This is a genomic window from Mycobacterium shinjukuense (assembly GCF_010730055.1).
In the GTDB taxonomy this organism is placed as follows: Bacteria; Actinomycetota; Actinomycetes; order Mycobacteriales; family Mycobacteriaceae; genus Mycobacterium; species Mycobacterium shinjukuense.
Genome location: NZ_AP022575.1, coordinates 2,802,709 through 2,818,895, shown reverse-complemented (window position 1 = coordinate 2,818,895; position 16,187 = coordinate 2,802,709). Strand labels below are relative to the sequence as shown.

At 69.6% G+C, this 16,187-nt stretch carries 15 protein-coding genes and 2 riboswitches; of the genes, 3 read left to right on the top strand and 12 right to left on the bottom strand.

Annotated elements, in window-relative coordinates; genetic code table 11:
• Nucleotides 1-519: 519 nt before the first annotated feature.
• The 4 genes from G6N20_RS12795 to G6N20_RS12780 form a co-directional block, all read right to left on the bottom strand.
• Complete coding sequence (locus G6N20_RS12795) at nt 520-1,254, bottom strand: class I SAM-dependent methyltransferase (RefSeq protein ID WP_083050045.1); 735 nt, start codon at nt 1,252-1,254, stop codon at nt 520-522.
• Complete coding sequence (gene metX, locus G6N20_RS12790) at nt 1,251-2,390, bottom strand: homoserine O-acetyltransferase MetX (protein ID WP_083050006.1); 1,140 nt, start codon at nt 2,388-2,390, stop codon at nt 1,251-1,253. Before metX ends, G6N20_RS12795 begins: the two co-directional genes overlap by 4 nt.
• Nucleotides 2,391-2,401: 11 nt before the next feature.
• Complete coding sequence (locus G6N20_RS12785; RefSeq protein WP_083050004.1) at nt 2,402-3,760, bottom strand: bifunctional o-acetylhomoserine/o-acetylserine sulfhydrylase; 1,359 nt, start codon at nt 3,758-3,760, stop codon at nt 2,402-2,404.
• A gap of 39 nt (nt 3,761-3,799) precedes the next feature.
• A riboswitch (SAM riboswitch) is annotated at nt 3,800-3,919 on the bottom strand.
• A gap of 89 nt (nt 3,920-4,008) precedes the next feature.
• Nucleotides 4,009-4,806 carry an alpha/beta fold hydrolase gene (locus tag G6N20_RS12780; RefSeq protein ID WP_179961558.1) on the bottom strand — a complete coding sequence of 266 codons (798 nt, stop codon included), beginning with the start codon at nt 4,804-4,806 and terminating at the stop codon, nt 4,009-4,011.
• Nucleotides 4,807-4,946: 140 nt separating this feature from the next.
• On the opposite strand from G6N20_RS12780, the gene trpS reads away from it, so the two are divergent.
• Both trpS and yhjD read left to right on the top strand, forming a co-directional pair.
• Nucleotides 4,947-5,966 carry a tryptophan--tRNA ligase gene (trpS, locus tag G6N20_RS12775; protein WP_083049999.1) on the top strand — a complete coding sequence of 340 codons (1,020 nt, stop codon included), beginning with the start codon at nt 4,947-4,949 and terminating at the stop codon, nt 5,964-5,966.
• A gap of 11 nt (nt 5,967-5,977) precedes the next feature.
• Nucleotides 5,978-6,886: an inner membrane protein YhjD gene (gene yhjD, locus G6N20_RS12770; protein ID WP_083050042.1), complete on the top strand. Its 909-nt coding sequence runs from the start codon at nt 5,978-5,980 to the stop codon at nt 6,884-6,886.
• Here yhjD and nagA read toward each other — a convergent pair.
• From nagA to G6N20_RS12750, 4 genes are read right to left on the bottom strand one after another with little or no spacing between them, the layout of a single operon-like run.
• Complete coding sequence (gene nagA / locus G6N20_RS12765) at nt 6,883-8,034, bottom strand: N-acetylglucosamine-6-phosphate deacetylase (RefSeq protein WP_083049996.1); 1,152 nt, start codon at nt 8,032-8,034, stop codon at nt 6,883-6,885. The genes yhjD and nagA overlap by 4 nt on opposite strands.
• On the bottom strand, nt 8,031-9,437 hold the full coding sequence (locus G6N20_RS12760) for a sugar porter family MFS transporter (protein ID WP_232065527.1): 1,407 nt from the start codon (nt 9,435-9,437) through the stop codon (nt 8,031-8,033). Before G6N20_RS12760 ends, nagA begins: the two co-directional genes overlap by 4 nt.
• Nucleotides 9,407-9,733 (bottom strand): PH domain-containing protein, encoded by a 327-nt coding sequence (locus G6N20_RS21300; protein WP_083049993.1) that lies wholly within the window; start codon nt 9,731-9,733, stop codon nt 9,407-9,409. Before G6N20_RS21300 ends, G6N20_RS12760 begins: the two co-directional genes overlap by 31 nt.
• Before the next feature lie 10 nt (nt 9,734-9,743).
• Entirely contained in the window at nt 9,744-10,970 is a 1,227-nt protein-coding gene (locus tag G6N20_RS12750) for a D-alanyl-D-alanine carboxypeptidase family protein (protein WP_083049989.1), read from the bottom strand.
• A 287-nt stretch (nt 10,971-11,257) separates the two neighbouring features.
• On the opposite strand from G6N20_RS12750, the gene G6N20_RS12745 reads away from it, so the two are divergent.
• On the top strand, nt 11,258-12,706 hold the full coding sequence (locus tag G6N20_RS12745) for an HNH endonuclease signature motif containing protein (protein ID WP_083049987.1): 1,449 nt from the start codon (nt 11,258-11,260) through the stop codon (nt 12,704-12,706).
• Here G6N20_RS12745 and G6N20_RS12740 read toward each other — a convergent pair.
• The 4 genes from G6N20_RS12740 to thiC all read right to left on the bottom strand — a co-directional run bounded on the left by G6N20_RS12740 (nt 12,703) and on the right by thiC (nt 15,981).
• Entirely contained in the window at nt 12,703-12,912 is a 210-nt protein-coding gene (locus G6N20_RS12740) for a hypothetical protein (RefSeq protein WP_083049986.1), read from the bottom strand. The genes G6N20_RS12745 and G6N20_RS12740 overlap by 4 nt on opposite strands.
• Nucleotides 12,909-13,538, bottom strand: coding sequence for an alpha/beta hydrolase family protein (locus G6N20_RS12735; protein WP_083049985.1), 630 nt, complete (start codon nt 13,536-13,538; stop codon nt 12,909-12,911). Before G6N20_RS12735 ends, G6N20_RS12740 begins: the two co-directional genes overlap by 4 nt.
• Entirely contained in the window at nt 13,538-14,362 is an 825-nt protein-coding gene (thiD, locus tag G6N20_RS12730) for a bifunctional hydroxymethylpyrimidine kinase/phosphomethylpyrimidine kinase (protein WP_163662999.1), read from the bottom strand. The genes G6N20_RS12735 and thiD overlap by 1 nt, the downstream gene beginning before the upstream one ends.
• The gene (gene thiC, locus G6N20_RS12725) at nt 14,359-15,981 is read right to left on the bottom strand and encodes a phosphomethylpyrimidine synthase ThiC (RefSeq protein WP_163662996.1); all 1,623 of its coding nucleotides are present in this window, start codon (nt 15,979-15,981) and stop codon (nt 14,359-14,361) included. The genes thiD and thiC overlap by 4 nt, the downstream gene beginning before the upstream one ends.
• Nucleotides 15,972-16,081, bottom strand: a riboswitch (TPP riboswitch). (Overlaps the previous gene by 10 nt.)
• Nucleotides 16,082-16,187: the final 106 nt, after the last annotated feature.

Sequence of the window (16,187 nt, the reverse complement as noted above, 5' to 3'; positions counted from 1 at the left end):
GTTCGGAGTGCTCTGGCGGGCACTCAGCCGATGTGAGCAACCCTCGCGCATGGCGGTCACATTTGCAACACGACGGCGTAAAGGTTTGCACACTGTATCGATGTGTTGTGATCGATCGGTAACCACGATCGCATCACACTGCGTTGCAACACATTGGACGACAACCTCTTTCGCACTCTTTCGCAGAACACGGCCGCCCATGATCTCTCGCCAGACGTTTCAGCGGGGCGTTGCTGCAGCGATCACTTGAGGCTAAGCACCACCATGAACACCATGCCTCACGCTCACAACGGCCACACCGCTACTGGCCCTCGGTGTCGCGATAGCACCCGCCGCTGCGGAGCCAGACCCAGCGAGCCATGGCCGGTGCCCGGCCTCCCGGTTGAAGGCCCGATCCTGGCCGATTTTTCGCCCCTCGGCCCGGACTGGATACCGAACGACATTGAGGTGATATACAGCGACGGCCCGCTGGCCGCAAGGAGCTGATCGCGACGAAGACGACGATGCCGGGTAACTCCGCTACGTGGATAGGGTCGCCCGAACGCACACCGTGACGTATGGCAGCGCCAGACCGATCGAATTCGCCAGCGCCGGATGGGTGGCCAGCAACTCACGCACCTGTCCGAGGGTCTTGGTGCGGACCTCAGCCGGTGAGGTGATGCAGTAGGTCCGCGAGGCCACCAGGTCGATAAGCGCTTGCGGTGTCAGGTAATTCGTCCACTCGACCTGATGGCGTTGTACCTCGGTGAACGGCTCGGGCAGGCTCACCTGGTTGCGGACCTTGTCGTCGTCGCGGCCAATGATCGCACCCAACTCCCGCACCCAGCCGAGCCGTTCGTCGCGGGTGTTCCACACCAGGCCCAGCCGCCCACCCGGTCGCAGCACGCGAGCCACCTCGAAGATCGCCCGGGCGGGATCGAACCAGTGCCACGCCTGGGCGACTAGCACGGCATCAACACTGTTGTCCCCCAACGGAATTTCTTCCGCGGTACCCAGCAGCGCAATGGTTTCCGGCAGCGAAGCCCGCAGCACCTCCAGCATCTCCGGAATCGGGTCGACGGCCACCACGTTCAGCCCGCGTTCGACCAGCCGGGTGGTCAGCTTGCCGGTGCCCGCCCCCAGGTCCAGCACGTCGTGCGCGCCGGCTGGCAGCAACCAGTCGATCGCCTCCGGCGGATACGACGGGCGGCCCCGCTCGTAGGCGGCGGCGGCCGCGCCGAACGACAGCGAACGGTCTTGCCTGGAGCGGGTCACCGGCCGCACGCCCCTTCGATCTCGGCCAATTCCAGTGTGTCGCGGATCAATTCGCCAACGGCCTCGGATTCCACCAGGAAGCCGTCATGCCCGTAGATGGACTCGACGACCCGCAGCCCGGCGCAGCCCGGCAACAGCTCGGCCAGCTCCTGCTGCAAGCGCAGCGGGTAGAGCCGGTCGGAGGTGATGCCACCGACCACCACCGGCACCGGGCAGCCGCGCAGCGCGGCCGCGACGCCGCCGCGGCCACGGCCAACGTCGTGGCTGTTGAGCGCCTCGGTGAGAATCACGTAGCTGCCGGCATCGAACCGGGACAACAGCTTTTCGCCCTGATGTTCCAGGTAGCTCTGCACCGCGTAGCGGCCGCCGGCCGCCGGGTCCTCGTTGCCCTGGACGTGGTTGGCAAACCGGGTGTCCAGCTCGATCTCGCCGCGGTAGGTCAGGTGCGCGAACCGGCGGGCGATCTTCAGCCCGGTGTCGGGTGCGCGCCCGCTCGCGTAGTAGTCGCCGCACTGCCAGTCGGGATCGGCCTTGATCGCGGCGATCTGGCTGGTTTGCGTGCCCACCTGGTCGGCGGTGGCGCGCGCACCCACCGCCAGCAGCAACCCGGCCCGAACCCGATCCGGGTAGCCCACGACCCATTCCAGGGCCCGGGCGCCACCCATGGAGCCGCCGACGACGGCGGCGACCTCGGTGATGCCCATCGCGGCCAGCGCCGCGATATCGGCCGCCACCTGGTCACGCACCGATATCAGGGGAAATCTTGAGCCCCAAGGCTTTCCGTCGCGGGCAAGCGAGCTGGGTCCGGTGGAGCCACGACAACCACCCAGCACGTTGGTGGCCACCGCGCACCAGCGGGTGGTGTCGATCGGCGCCCCCGGCCCGGCAACCCCGTCCCACCAGCCGGGGGTGGGGTGCCCGGGGCCGGCGGGCCCGGTGATGTGCGAGTCGCCGGTGAGCGCGTGCAGCACCACCACCACGTTGTCCCGCGCGGGCGACAACGTGCCCCAACGCTGAACGGCGATGCAGACATCGTCGATCACCGCTCCGCTTTCCAGCCGCAGCGAGCCGATGTCGATAAGGCCAACCTCGCCTTCGGCGGGCAGCCGCTGGGTAGGTACCTCGGAGATCGTCACGTCGGTGCTCCTCAGCGGGCCGCCACGGACGTCGAGTCGCCGCTGCGTTCGCCGACCTTGCGGGCCGCGGCAAAGCCGAGTTCCAGGTCGGCCAGGATATCGTCGATACCTTCGATGCCCACAGCTAAACGCACCAGCCCGGGGCTCACGCCGGTGGCCAGCTGCTCGGTGGGGCTCAGTTGGGCGTGGGTGGTCGACGCCGGGTGGATCACCAGCGAGCGCACGTCGCCGATGTTGGCGACGTGGCTGTGCAGTTTGAGCGCGTTGACGAATGCCGTGCCGGCCTCGACGCCACCGGCCAGCTCGAACGACAGCACCGCTCCCACGCCCTTGGGCGCGAGCCGCTTGGCCCGCTGGTACCAAGGCGAACTGGGCAGGCCCGCATAGTTGACCGACAACACCTCGTCACGGGAGTCCAGAAACTCGGCGACCCGCTGGGCGTTGGCCACGTGCCGCTCGATCCGCAGGCTCAGCGTTTCCAGCCCCAGGGCCACCAGGAACGCGTTGAACGGCGAGGCCGCCGAGCCGAGATCGCGCAGCAGCTGCACGCGAGCCTTCAGCGCAAACGCCGGCGGCCCCAGCTCGGCGAACACCACGCCGTGGTAGCTGGGATCGGGTGTGGTGAAGCCGGGGAATCGGCCCCGCGTCCAGTCGAAGGCACCGCCGTCGACGATCACCCCGGCGATCGCGGCGCCGTGCCCGCCCAGGTATTTGGTGGCCGAGTGCACCACGATGTCGGCGCCCTGCGCCAACGGCTGGATCAGGTACGGCGTGGCGATGGTGTTGTCGACGATCAGCGGCACTCCGTTGCGGTGGGCGACCTGGGAGACCGCCGGGGTGTCCAGCACGTCGATCTGTGGGTTGGAGATGGTCTCGGCGAAAAACGCCTTGGTGTTCGGCCGGACCGCCGCCTGCCAGGACTGCGGATCGTCGGGATCGTCGACGAAGCCGACGTCGACGCCGAGCTTGGCCAGCGAATAGTGGAACAGGTTGTAGGTGCCGCCGTACAGCCGCGGGCTGGACACGATGTGATCGCCCGCACCCGCCAGGTTCAGGATGGCGAAGGTCTCCGCGGCCTGCCCGGAGGACAGGAACAGCGCGGCCACCCCGCCCTCGAGCGCGGCGACGCGCTGCTCGATCACGTCGGTGGTGGGGTTGCCGATCCGGGTGTAGATGTTGCCCGGCACCTGCAGCCCGAACAGGGCGGCGGCGTGCGCGGTGTCGTCGAAGGTGTACGACGTGGTCTGGTAGATCGGCAGCGCCCGGGCGTTGGTGGCCGCGTCCGGGCGCTGGCCGGCGTGAATCTGTTTGGTCTCGAATGACCAATGCGCGGTCGGGTCCGCGTCGGTATTACTGCCTTCGGCGCTCATGAGGCTGCTTCCCTGTCTGCTCAGGGGCCCGTCACGGCGGACCCGCGCTTGCCGCGTAGCCAGGTCTGGCTACTCAACCTGGTCATCACCCGGGGCACCCCACCGCGGTTGGAGGGTTGCCGGCCAGCAAGCCGGGGCTTGACGCTGGCGCTCATGACCGTGGTGAAGCCTATCGCAGCTGGTTGAGCAGACGCAAAAGCCCCCGAAAATGTGCAGTTTCGGGGGCTTTTGCGTCTGCTCGCGCTCCGCTAGCTGGCCGGCGGCTGCACGGCCCGGGCCGACCGGACGCAGTCGTCGAGAAAGTCGACGATCACCTCGGTGATGCGTCCCGGCGCCTCGAACATCGGAACGTGCCCGACGTCGTCGAGCACGGTGACCCGGTGGTCGTCGGGCAGGTGGGTGGTGAAATGCCGGCTGAACCGGGGTGCGGGCACGATCCGGTCCTTCCCGCAGATCACCAGGTGCGCCGGGACGGCGTTCTCCGCAAGCTCCTGCAGGCCGGGCAGCAGCAGCGCCTTGATGAGCAGTTGGAAGTAGGCGGGGCAATGCGCGACGTCGTCGACGATGCCGACCAGTTCGGCGTCGCTGACCCCGTCGGGGGATGCGCTGATCGCGTAGGTGGCCAACCGGCGGCTGAACGGCAGCCGCAACACCCGCGGCCCGAACAACCGGGCGAGCACCAACAGCGGAACACCCAGCACGAACTTGGCGATCACCTCGAACTTGGCTGGGCTCCACCGCGTCCACCCGCCCGCCGGGGCGATCCCGGTGACGCTGCGCGCCCGCCCGCGCCGTTCCAGCTCGAAGGCCACCCAGCCGCCCAGCGAGTTCCCGACGATGTGCGCGCTCGCCCAGCCCAGCTCGTCCATTTGCCGCTCGACGTGGTCGGCCAGCACCGCGGAGGACAAAAACCAGGTTCCCGCGCGCGGCCCGCCGTTGTGCCCGGCCAGCGTCGGGGCGAAAACCTGGTAGCGGCCGGTGCCGGCCAGCCGGGCCGCCACCACCGTCCATACCGTCTGGGACATCAGGAACGGGTGGAGGAGCAGGACGGGTTCCCCGGCGCCCAGGCGGATCGGCTCGCGACCGAGCGGACGACGACGCATGCTGCCGACAGTAAATGCGGTACCGCCGGTACCGCAAGCGTGCGCGCACCCGGTTCGTGGCCGCGTGACAAGATCGGAGCATCATGAGCACCGCTACCGGACCGCGCCGGATCTTCTCGGGCGTGCAGCCGACGTCCGACTCGCTGCACCTGGGCAACGCTTTGGGCGCCATCACCCAGTGGGTGCCGCTGCAGGATGACTACGAGGCGTTTTTCTGCGTGGTCGACCTGCACGCCATTACCCTCCCGCAGGAGCCCAACGCGCTGCGGCGACGCACCCTGATCACCGCGGCGCAGTACCTGGCGCTGGGTGTCGACCCGGATCGCAGCACCGTCTTCGTGCAAAGCCACGTGCCCGCCCACAGCCAGTTGGCGTGGGTGCTGGGCTGCTTCACCGGCTTCGGGCAGGCGTCGCGGATGACCCAGTTCAAGGACAAGTCGGCGCGTCAGGGCGCCGAATCCACCACCGTCGGGCTGTTCACCTACCCGGTGCTGCAGGCCGCCGACGTGCTGGCCTACGACACCGATCTGGTGCCCGTGGGCGAGGACCAGCGCCAACACCTGGAGCTGGCGCGCGACGTCGCGCAGCGGTTCAACAGCCGTTTCCCGGACACTTTCGTGGTTCCCGACGTGCTCATCCCCACGATGACCGCCAAGATCTACGACCTGCAGGACCCGACGTCGAAGATGAGCAAGTCGGCCAGCACCGACGCCGGGTTGATCAGCCTGCTCGATGATCCGGCGTTGTCCGCCAAGAAGATTCGCGCCGCCGTGACCGACAGTGAACGCGAGATCCGCTACGACACCCACGCCAAGCCGGGGGTGTCGAACCTGCTTCGCATCCAGTCGGCGATCACCGGTGTCGACATCGACACCCTGGTGCAGCGCTATGTCGGGCACGGCTACGGCGACCTGAAGAAGGACACCGCCGAGGCCGTCGTCGAATTCGTTGGCCCGATCAAGGCGCGGGTGGACGAACTCACCTCGGATCCCGCCGAATTGGAGGCCGTGCTGGCCGCCGGTGCCAGGAGGGCCGAGGACGTGGCCAGCAAAACCGTTCAGCGGGTTTACGATCGGTTGGGTTTCCTTCCGTCACGGGGGTAGCACGCTTGACGATCAGCGAACCGGCCAAGCCGGGGATCCTTGATCGGCTGCGGGCGCGGTTCGGCTGGCTCGACCATCTGCTGCGCGCCCACACCCGCTTCCAGGACCGCAATGGCGGGTTCTTCGCCGCCGGCCTCACCTACTACACGATCTTCGCGCTGTTTCCCTTGCTGATGGTCGGCTTCGCGGTGGCCGGATTCGCGCTGTCGCGAAACCCACAGGTGCTCAACATGATTCACGACCGGATCCGGGCCTCGGTGTCGGGCGCTTTGGGACAGCAGCTGGTGGACCTGATGAACTCGGCGATCAACGCGCGCGCATCCGTCGGGGTTATCGGCCTGGTCACCGCGGCCTGGGCGGGTCTGGGCTGGATGTCGCACCTGCGCGTCGCGCTGAGCGCGATGTGGGGCCAGGCGGTCGATCCGGCCGGCTACCTGCGGACCAAGGCGTCGGATCTGGCGGCCTTGGTGGGCACGTTCGCGGTGCTCACGCTCACCATCGCGCTGACCGCGCTCGGTCATGCCAGACCGATGGCCGCGGTGCTGAGATGGCTTGAAATACCACGACTCTCGGTGTTCGACGAGATCTTTCGAGGTGTCTCGCTGCTGATCTCGCTGCTGGTGTCGTGGCTGCTGTTCACCTGGATGATCGCCCGGCTGCCGCGGGCGCCGGTGCATCTGGTCACCTCGATGCGGGCCGGGTTGATGGCAGCCGTCGGATTCGAGTTGTTCAAGCAGGTGGCGTCGATCTACCTGCAACTGGTGCTGCGCAGCCCGGCGGGCGCCGCGTTCGGGCCGGTGCTGGGATTGATGGTGTTCGGCAACGTCACCGGCTATCTGGTCTTGTTCGCCACCGCCTGGGCGGCCACCGCATCGCAGCAAGATCCGCGGTTGGCCCGCGGACGCCGACTGCGGGGCTAGCCGCCCGCCCGCACCCGCCAGTCACCGTTGGCCATCACCGCGCTCACCCGCAGATCCTGGTCGAGCACAACAAGATTGGCGTCGTAGCCGGACCGAAGCGCACCGACCCCGTCGAGCCCAAGCGCGCGCGCCGGCGTCGCCGAGGTCATCTGGACGGCCGCGAGCAGCGCGTCATCGGTCCGCGAGCCCCCAGCGCCGGCCACGGCGCGAAACAGCCGGTCCATGGTGGCGGTGCCACCGGCGATGGTCGACGTGCCGGCCACCCGCGCCACCCCGCCCCGGACCTCGATCTCCACCGGTCCGAGGCGGTAGCCGCCGTCGCCGTGGCCGGCCGCGGCGATCGCGTCGGTGACCAGCGCCACCCGGTGCGGCCCAGCGGCGCCAATCACCGCCCGCACCACGTCGGGGTGGACGTGCACACCGTCGGCGATGATTTCCACGGTCACCCGCGGGTCGGCCAGCAACGCCAGCACGGGTCCGGGTTCGCGATGGTGCAGCGGCGCCATCGCGTTGCACAGGTGGGTGCCCACCGAGGCGCCCAGCGCGAGCGCCCGGGTGGTCTGCTGGTAGGTGGCGTCGGTATGTCCCACGGCGACAACCACTCCCGCGTCCCGCAGCCGCCGGATCGCTTTGGTGCTGCCGGGCAGCTCGGGGGCGAGCGTGACCATCCGGATGGTGCCGTCGGCGGCGGCGAGCAGCGCGTCGATCTCCGCGGGGTCCGGGGCCCGGGTCCATTCGGGATCGTGTGCCCCGCACCGCGCCCGGCTCAGCCACGGTCCCTCCAGATGGATGCCCGCGACGGTGCCCAACCGGGTGGCCTCGGTCAGGGCGCGCACCGCGCAAAGCAGCGGCTCGGGCGCGGCGGTGACCAGGCTGGCCAGCATGGTGGTGGTGCCGTGCCGCTGGTGAAACCGCGCCGCCGCGGCGACGCGGGCCGCGTCGGCGTCGCAGAAGGACGCGCCGGCGCCACCATGCACGTGCATGTCGACAAAGCCGGGCACCACGATCGAATCGGGGAAGTCGGCGTCGGCCACCGCCGGCGGTGCGCCGGCCCCGCAGGCCAGAATCCGTCGGCCGGCCGTCCGCACCCAGCCGGGCCGGCAAAGCCGTCCGTCAATGGCGACCGCACCGGCGGACAGCAGGGTCACGGTGTCTCCACGACCGCGGACCGCTCATCCGGCCAGCGTCCGCCGTTCTCCCAGAACAGGCGGATCTCCTCGAGCTTGCGGCCCTTGGTCTCCGGCGCATACCGGTACACCACGGCGAAAGCAACCACGGCCAGCACCCCGAACACCGCGAAAACGCCTGCGCCGCCCAGCAAATGCAACATGCTCAGCGAGAAGGCGGCGACCAACGCGTTGGCCGTCAGGGTCGAGGTGAGCATCACGCTCGAACCCATCGACCGCAGCCGCGACGGGAAGCTCTCGCCGGCGTACACCCAGACCAAAGCGCCGAACCCGAAGCTGAACCCGATGATGAACAGCAGCACACCGCCGAATCCGGAGACCAGCGCGGCGCGGCTGTCGGACTCGATGGCGAATACCGCGACCAGTACCGCATCGGCGGCGATCATCATCGCGATGCCCGACAGCAGGATCGGGCGCCGGCCCAGCCGGTCGACCAGCAGCAGCGAGACACACACCGCCGCCAAGCCGGCGACCTGCACCAGTGCCGGCAGCGCCAGCAGCGCGAAATAGCCCTCGAAGCCCATGGCCGCAAAGATCCGTGGGATGTAATAGATGATCGCGTTGATCCCGGTGATCTGGACGAGGAAGCCCAGCGCGACGACGAACAGGGTGGCCCGCAGATACGGCCGGCGCAGCATCTCCCCGACACCGCCGCTGCCTTCGCCCAGCGCGCCGGCGATGTCGGCCAGCTCGGTGTCCACGGTGGCCTCCGGCTGGACCCGCAGCAGCGCGCGGCGCGCGTCGTCGGCCCGGCCCTTGAACAGGTACCAGCGGGCGGTATCGGGCATGCGCAGCACCAACGGCAGCAGCAGTGTGGCGGGCACGGCGGCCAGTCCCAGCATCGCGCGCCAGCCCTGCGACCCGGCCAGCAGATAGCCGACCAGGTAGCCGACGATGATGCCGCTGATCGTCGCCACCTGGTAGGCGGTCAGCAACGACCCGCGCACCGCGGCCGGCGCCGACTCGGCCACATACACCGGGACCACCACCACCGACACCCCGATCGTCACCCCCATCAACAGCCGCGCCACCACCAACATCGGCACCGCCACGGCCGCCGCCGCCAGCACCGCGAACGCCACGTAGCAGGCCAGGATGAGCACCATCGACCTTTTCCGCCCGATCGCGTTGGCCAGGACCCCGCCGGTGAGCGCCCCGGCGATCTGGCCGATCACCGCCGTCGTGGTCAGCAGTTCCTGCTGCCGGGTGGTGAGTCCGAATTCCTCGCTGAGGAACAGCAGCGCGCCCGCGATGGTGGACAGGTCATAGCCGTAGAGGACGCCGACGCTGGCCGCGGTGAGCCCGACCAGAAGTCCCCGCGGCGACGATCCGGTCAGTTGACCTGTGTCCGCGATCGCAGCAATTCGAGGACGCGGTCGGGATCCTCGGGGGTGATGCACGGCCGCACCCGGGCGCCGACGTCGAGAATCAGCAGCGTGTTCTTGCTGCCTCGGCGCACGTCGAGCGGGAACCAGTAGCGCGGGTCGGACGCCCCCCAGAACCGGCCCTTGCCGGAAAGCCAGCTCATCGGCTCGGTCTTGACGCCACGGATGTCGGTGTAGGCGATCCGCTTGTGCCCGCCCAGCGGAAAGTAGTAGCGCCGGATGGTGATTCCGTGCTCATCCAGTGTTAGGCCGGCGTCTTCATACAGCGCAGTCATTTCGCCGAGTCTAGTGTTGCGGCCGGCCGTTCATCGAGCGTGCCACCATGATCAATCCGAACACGATGATGGTGCCGATCACGGCCACCCCCACCCGCACCGGCAGCGCGTCGGCGGACGACATCAGCCCGGCCGCCCGGGCGTCGTCGGCCTGCCGGGGAGCGTCCCGCCCGGCGGACATCAGCGAGGGGTCGGGTTCGACCAGAGCGCCGACCTGGGTGCCCTGGGGCGTGCTGAACCCGTAGTCCAGCAGATGCGCGGCCTGTTCCCATGGGGCGATGGGCTGGCGGGTGCCGTGCAGCAGCACGGCCATCAGCCGCCGGCCGTTGCGGTTGGCCGCCCCCACGAAGGTCTGGCCGGCATCGTCGGTGTAGCCGGTCTTGCCGCCGAGCGCGCCCGGGTACCGGTAGAGCAGCTGGTTGTCGTTCTCCAGCTGGTAACCGGGATGGTCGCCGTGGCCGGGAAAGTCGAAGGTGCGGGTCGCGACGATGTCGGCGAAGGTGGGGTTCTGCCAGGCGTATCGGTAGAACAGGGCGATGTCGTAGGCCGAGGTGCTCATGCCGGGCCCGTCCAGCCCCGACGGTGTCGCCACCCGGGTATCCCGCCCGCCCAGCTTGGCGGCCAGCAGGTTGATCTTCTCCAGCGCGGCCTGCATGCCGCCCAGCTGGACGGCCAGCGCGTGGGCGGCATCGTTGCCGGAATGCATCATCAGGCCGTGCAGCAGCTGGTTGACGGTGTAGCTGCCGTCGGCGTCCACGCCGACCTTGGTGCCCTCGACGGCCGCGTCGTCCCCGGTTCCGGCGACCGACTTGTTGAGATTGAGCGTGTTGATGGCGGCCATCGCGACCAGCACCTTGATGACGCTGGCCGGGCGGTGCCGGCCGTGCGGATCGCGGGCGGCGATGACGGCGCCGCTGTCCAGGTCGGCCACCAGCCAGGCCTCGGCGGAGACGTCGCCCGGCACCGGTGGGGTGTTGGGTGCCGTGATGATGCCGCAACCGCCCAGCGCGGTGCCGCCGACCGGGGTGGCGGGGACCGCCAGCGGCAGCGGGGGTTCCCCGGCGGTGGGCACCTCCGAGGAGTCCACCGCGGGCGGCGTGGACACCTTGTACGGGCAGTTTCCGGGGGCGGCATTGGCCTCCGCGTTGGGCTCGGCGTCGGCGGGCGGCACAGCGACCATGAGAGCCGCTGCGGCCAGGCATGATGCGGCGCGGAGGGCGGACCGTAAGAGGGGCATCGTGTGTGCAGACTAGGTGATCGGCCGGGCGATTGCAGGTCGGCGCGCTGTTACTGGTGTGACGGAAGTTATGAATTTGTCGAGGTGGGCCCCGGTGGGCTCCCGGCTGGCCTGGCTGCCGACTTCCGAGCACGCTGCGCAGGGTGGACTCGATGGTGTCGATGCTGTCGACGTATCTCTCGCCGCGGACATCGCCGAGCTGCCGGCCGGTGACGGCGGGGTTGGTAGTGCGGGCTGCCGATCGTCAGGGCTGGCGGGTGTCGGAGTGCTGCGCTATACTCGAACACATGTTCGATAGTTCGGACGGCTCCGCTGCCGCGCTGGTGGAGCGGATGTGCGCGGCGTGGCGGGCGGAGAACCGGGCGGCCGGGCAGCGGCTGATCGCGATCGGGCAGCTGGATGTGCTGCGGCTGCGCCAGCGCGGGGAACGCGAGACCTGGGTGACCGACACCTGGGACGCGGTGACCGCGGAGGTGGCCGCGGCGTTGCGGATCAGTCACGGGTTGGCGGCCAGCCATCTGCACTATGCGCGCGCGCTGCGGATGCGGCTGCCCCGGGTGGGCGCGGCGCTGCTGGCCGGCGACATCAGCTTTTCGATGTTTCAGACGATCGTGTATCGCACCGAGTTGATCACCGACGAGGACATCCTGGCCGGCGTCGACGCCGAACTGGCGGTCAAGGTGCGCCGGTGGCCGTCGCTGACCCGCGCCCGGCTGGCCGCCTACGTCGACCGGGTGGTGGAGCGGGCCGATCGCGATGCGGTGCGCCGGCGCCGGGAGCGGCGCGCGGATCGGGAATTGTCGATCTGGGACACCGGCGACGGTTTAGCGGAGGTGTTCGGCAGGCTGGTCAGCACCGACGCGCAGGTGGTGGATGCCCGGTTGGCGGCGTTGGCGGCCACGGTGTGTGCCGAGGACCCGCGCACCGCCAACCAGCGCCGCGCCGACGCGCTGGGGGCATTGGCCGCCGGGGCCGACCGGTTGGGTTGCCGATGCGGGCGCCCGGACTGCCCCGCCACGGCGGCGGCGCCGTGGCCGGTGGTGATCCACGTGGTCGCGGAGCGGGCCAGCCTCGACGGCACCGCCGCGAACCCGGGTGCGCTGCTGGGCGGCAATGCGCTCATCCCCGCCGAGCTGATCGCCGAGCTGGCCGCCACGGCGCGGCTGCAGCCGCTGACGCATCCGGGCGAGGCACCGGCCGAGCCTGGCTACACCCCCTCGAAAGCGTTGGCCGACTTCGTCCGCTGCCGGGATCTGAGCTGCCGGTTCCCCGGGTGCGATCGCCCGGCGCTGCACTGCGACCTCGATCACACCATTCCTTACGGCGACGGCGGGGCCACCCACGCCTGCAACCTGAAATGCCTGTGCCGTCTTCATCATTTGCTCAAGACGTTCTGGGGCTGGGGTGACCAGCAGCTGCCCGACGGCACGGTGATCTGGACCTCGCCGTCCGGACACACCTATGTGACCACCCCGGGCAGCGCGCTGCTGTTTCCCAGCTTGTGCGTGCCCACCGGACACCTGCCCGCGCCGAGCCCGGCACCGACCGACCGGTGCACCGACCGGGCCACCGCGATGCCCACGCGTCGCCGTAGTCGCGCCGACAACCGCGCCGCCTACATCGCCGCCCAACGCCGACTCAACCGCCAAGCCCTTGCGGCGCGCGCAGCGGGCAAACCCGCACCACAACCGCCGCCACCCGGGCCCGCACCCCCCGAGGAGCCACCACCGTTTTAGGCAACCCGGTCCTGGCTGTGACCGTTGTGCACCCAGACCACCAAAAAACCGGTGACTAGCAGCCATCCCACGGCAACGGCCGGGATCGCCCAGGCGCGGTTTTTGGTGCACGCCGCGATGGCGTTGGTGGTCGATCTGGGGCGGATGGTGAGCCCGCAGGATTCGGCGTACGCCCAGGCGTGTGTGCGAAAGCTGATGCGGGTCACGCTGTTTGGCTGCGAATCAGCTGCAACGCCGCCGCGACCGCCAGGCCGGCGACGTCGAGGGTCTTCGAGTCCAAGTCGTGTCGGGCGCCGGTGATTTCGACGATCTGGGTGGGCGCGGGAATCAGCGCCGCGGCGGCGCGTAGCTCGGCGATTGTGCCGAAGGGATCGGAGGTGGCGTGGGTGAACACCGTGGGCACCGTGATGTCGGGTAGGTGCTCGGTGCGGGGCCGCTGCGGCTTACCGGGCGGATGGACCGGATAGCAGAACAGGGTCAGCACGTTCACCGCGGCCTGGCCGGCGCCCACCACCATGGAGGTTTGGCGGCCGCCGTAGGAGTGGCCGCCGGCGATCAGCGGGCCGTCGGCAAGGCCGCGGCACAGTCGGATCGCCTCGACGATGCCGGCACGGTCGGTATCCCCCGAGCCGGACGGTGGTCCGGTGGGCCGGCGCCGGCGGTAGGGCAGGTTGTATCGCACGGCCAGCCAGCCGTGCCGCGCCCACTCGTGGCAAACCTGGTGCAACAGGGGGGATTCCCGGCTGCCACCGGCGCCGTGGGTGAGCACCACCACCCCTTGGGGAGCCCCGGCTGGCCGGTGGGCGATGCCCGCGATCTCATCGAGGTTCATCACAGCCGGAACAACGGGGAGACGGGGCCGTGGCCGTGGCCCAACGGATAGCCGGCGCGCAGGCATTGGGTCACCCACCGTTTCCCGAAGCCGACCGCGTCGGGCACGCTGAACCCGTGCGCCAGCGCGCAGGCCACCGCCGAGGCCAGCGTGTCCCCGCCGCCGTGGTCGTTGCCGGTGGGCAGCCGCGGCGCGTCGAACTCGTAGCAGTCGGCACCGTCATAGAGCAGGTCGCGGCTGGTGTCCGAGGAGCGCAGGTGTCCACCCTTGACCAGCACCCACCGCGGGCCCAGCGCGTGCAGGGCGGTGGCCGCCGCGCGCTGCGAGTCGGCGTTCACCACGTCGATGCCGACCAGTTGGGCCACCTCGTCGAGGTTGGGTGTGACCAGGGTGGCCAACGGAAACAGGTGGGTGCGCAGGGTTTCCAGGGCGGCGGCCGGCAGCAGCGCATCTCCGTGCATGGATGCGCACACCGGGTCGACGACCAGCGGCACGCTCAGGTCGAGTCGGCGCCAGGTGGCGGCCACGGTGGCGACGATGCTGGCCGAGGCGAGCATCCCGGTCTTGGCGGCCTGGATGCCGATGTCGGTGACCACCGCCTCGATCTGGCCGGCCACCACATCGTCGGGCATCGCCTGAATACCCTTGACGCCCACCGTGTTCTGCACGGTCACCGCGGTGACCGCCACGCAGGCATGCACCCCCAGCAGCGCCATGGTGCGCAGGTCGGCCTGGATGCCGGCGCCACCCCCGGAGTCCGATCCGGCGATGGTCAGCACCCGCAACGGGGTGGTACCCGGCGGCGGTAGCGGCAGCAACGTCACGGGGTGATCGGCAGATACACCCGGCTGCCGTGCTCGGCGAACTCGCGGGACTTTTCGGCCATGGCCGCTTCGATCGCTTCCTGGCTGTCGAGTCCATGCGCGGCGGCGTAGTCGCGGACATCCTGGGTGATGCGCATGGAGCAGAACTTGGGCCCGCACATCGAGCAGAAGTGCGCGGTCTTGGCCGGCTCGGCGGGCAGGGTTTCGTCGTGGAATTCCCGCGCGGTGTCGGGGTCCAACGCCAGCGCGAACTGGTCGTTCCAGCGGAACTCGAACCGCGCCGTGGACAGCGCGTCGTCGCGCTGCTGCGCGCGGGGATGACCCTTGGCCAAATCCGCGGAGTGCGCGGCGATCTTGTAGGCGATCACCCCGTCCTTGACGTCCTTGCGGTCGGGCAGCCCGAGGTGCTCCTTGGGGGTGACATAGCACAGCATCGCGGTGCCGGCCGCGGCGATGATGGCCGCCCCGATCGCCGAGGTGATGTGGTCATAGGCCGGGGCGATGTCGGTGGCCAGCGGGCCCAGCGTGTAAAACGGGGCCTCTTGGCACAGCTGCTCTTCCAGGCGCACGTTTTCGACGATCTTGTGCATCGGGATGTGCCCGGGGCCCTCGATCATCACCTGGGCGCCGCGGGCTTTGGCGATCCTGGTCAGCTCGCCCAGGGTGCGCAGCTCGGCGAACTGCGCGGCGTCGTTGGCATCGGCGATCGACCCCGGCCGCAGCCCATCACCGAGGGAGAAGGTGACGTCGTAGCGGGCGAAGATGTCGGCCAGCTCCTCAAAGTGGGTGTACAGAAACGACTCCCGATGATGGGCCAAACACCACGCGGCCATGATCGACCCCCCGCGGGACACGATGCCGGTGACCCGTTTGGCGGTCAGCGGCACATACCGCAGCAGCACCCCGGCGTGCACCGTCATGTAGTCCACGCCCTGCTCGCACTGCTCGATCACGGTGTCGCGGTAAATCTCCCAGGACAGCTTGGCCGGATCCCCCTTGACCTTCTCCAGCGCCTGATAGATCGGCACCGTGCCCACCGGCACCGGCGAGTTGCGCAGGATCCATTCCCGGGTCTGGTGGATGTCGCGGCCGGTGGACAGGTCCATCACGGTGTCGGCCCCCCAGCGGGTGGCCCACACCATCTTGTCGACCTCCTCGGCGATCGAGGACGTCACCGCCGAGTTGCCGATGTTGGCGTTGACCTTGACCGCAAACGCCTTGCCGATGATCATCGGCTCGCTCTCGGGATGGTGGTGGTTGGCCGGGATCACCGCGCGCCCGCGGGCCACCTCGTCGCGCACCAGCTCGGCGGGCAGGCCCTCGCGGGCGGCGATGAACGCCATCTCGGCGGTGATCTCCCCGGCGCGGGCCCGCTGCAGCTGGGTGCCCCGATCGCGGACCACCCCGGGCCGGGGTGGCAGCCCGGCGGTCAGGTCGATCACCGCGCCCGCCTCGGTGTAGGGCCCGGAGGTGTCATACAGGTCGAAGTGATCCCCGGTGGACAGCCGCACCCGCCGAAACGGCACCCGCAGGCCGGGGAATCCGTCGAGCTCGCGGTAGATCTTGGCGCTGCCGGCGATCGGGCCGGTGGTCACCGACGGTTGAACGGTCACGGTCATGGTCATCTCCCTACGCCGGCATTACCCGGTCAGGTTCAGACGGTCGACGGCCCCAGCCGTCCTCTCAGCACGCTCGGCGCGCGCTCCCGCGTGAATTGGTTGGACGGTATTCGATTGCCCGGCTCCTGCTCGAATCGCGCCGCGATTCGCATCGTCGCCGGGCACCACCCACGCTAGCGCAGCGCGGGCGCGGCGCGCACGGCCGG

What these genes read in the sequence shown, in the direction of transcription:
- G6N20_RS21300 (WP_083049993.1), bottom strand. Translation starts at nt 9,733, where the DNA reads ATGACTGCGCTGTATGAAGACGCCGGCCTAACACTGGATGAGCACGGA.
- trpS (WP_083049999.1), top strand. Translation starts at nt 4,947, where the DNA reads ATGAGCACCGCTACCGGACCGCGCCGGATCTTCTCGGGCGTGCAGCCG.
- G6N20_RS12745 (WP_083049987.1), top strand. Translation starts at nt 11,258, where the DNA reads ATGTTCGATAGTTCGGACGGCTCCGCTGCCGCGCTGGTGGAGCGGATG.
- G6N20_RS12750 (WP_083049989.1), bottom strand. Translation starts at nt 10,970, where the DNA reads ATGCCCCTCTTACGGTCCGCCCTCCGCGCCGCATCATGCCTGGCCGCA.
- G6N20_RS12785 (WP_083050004.1), bottom strand. Translation starts at nt 3,760, where the DNA reads ATGAGCGCCGAAGGCAGTAATACCGACGCGGACCCGACCGCGCATTGG.
- G6N20_RS12735 (WP_083049985.1), bottom strand. Translation starts at nt 13,538, where the DNA reads ATGAACCTCGATGAGATCGCGGGCATCGCCCACCGGCCAGCCGGGGCT.
- thiC (WP_163662996.1), bottom strand. Translation starts at nt 15,981, where the DNA reads ATGACCGTGACCGTTCAACCGTCGGTGACCACCGGCCCGATCGCCGGC.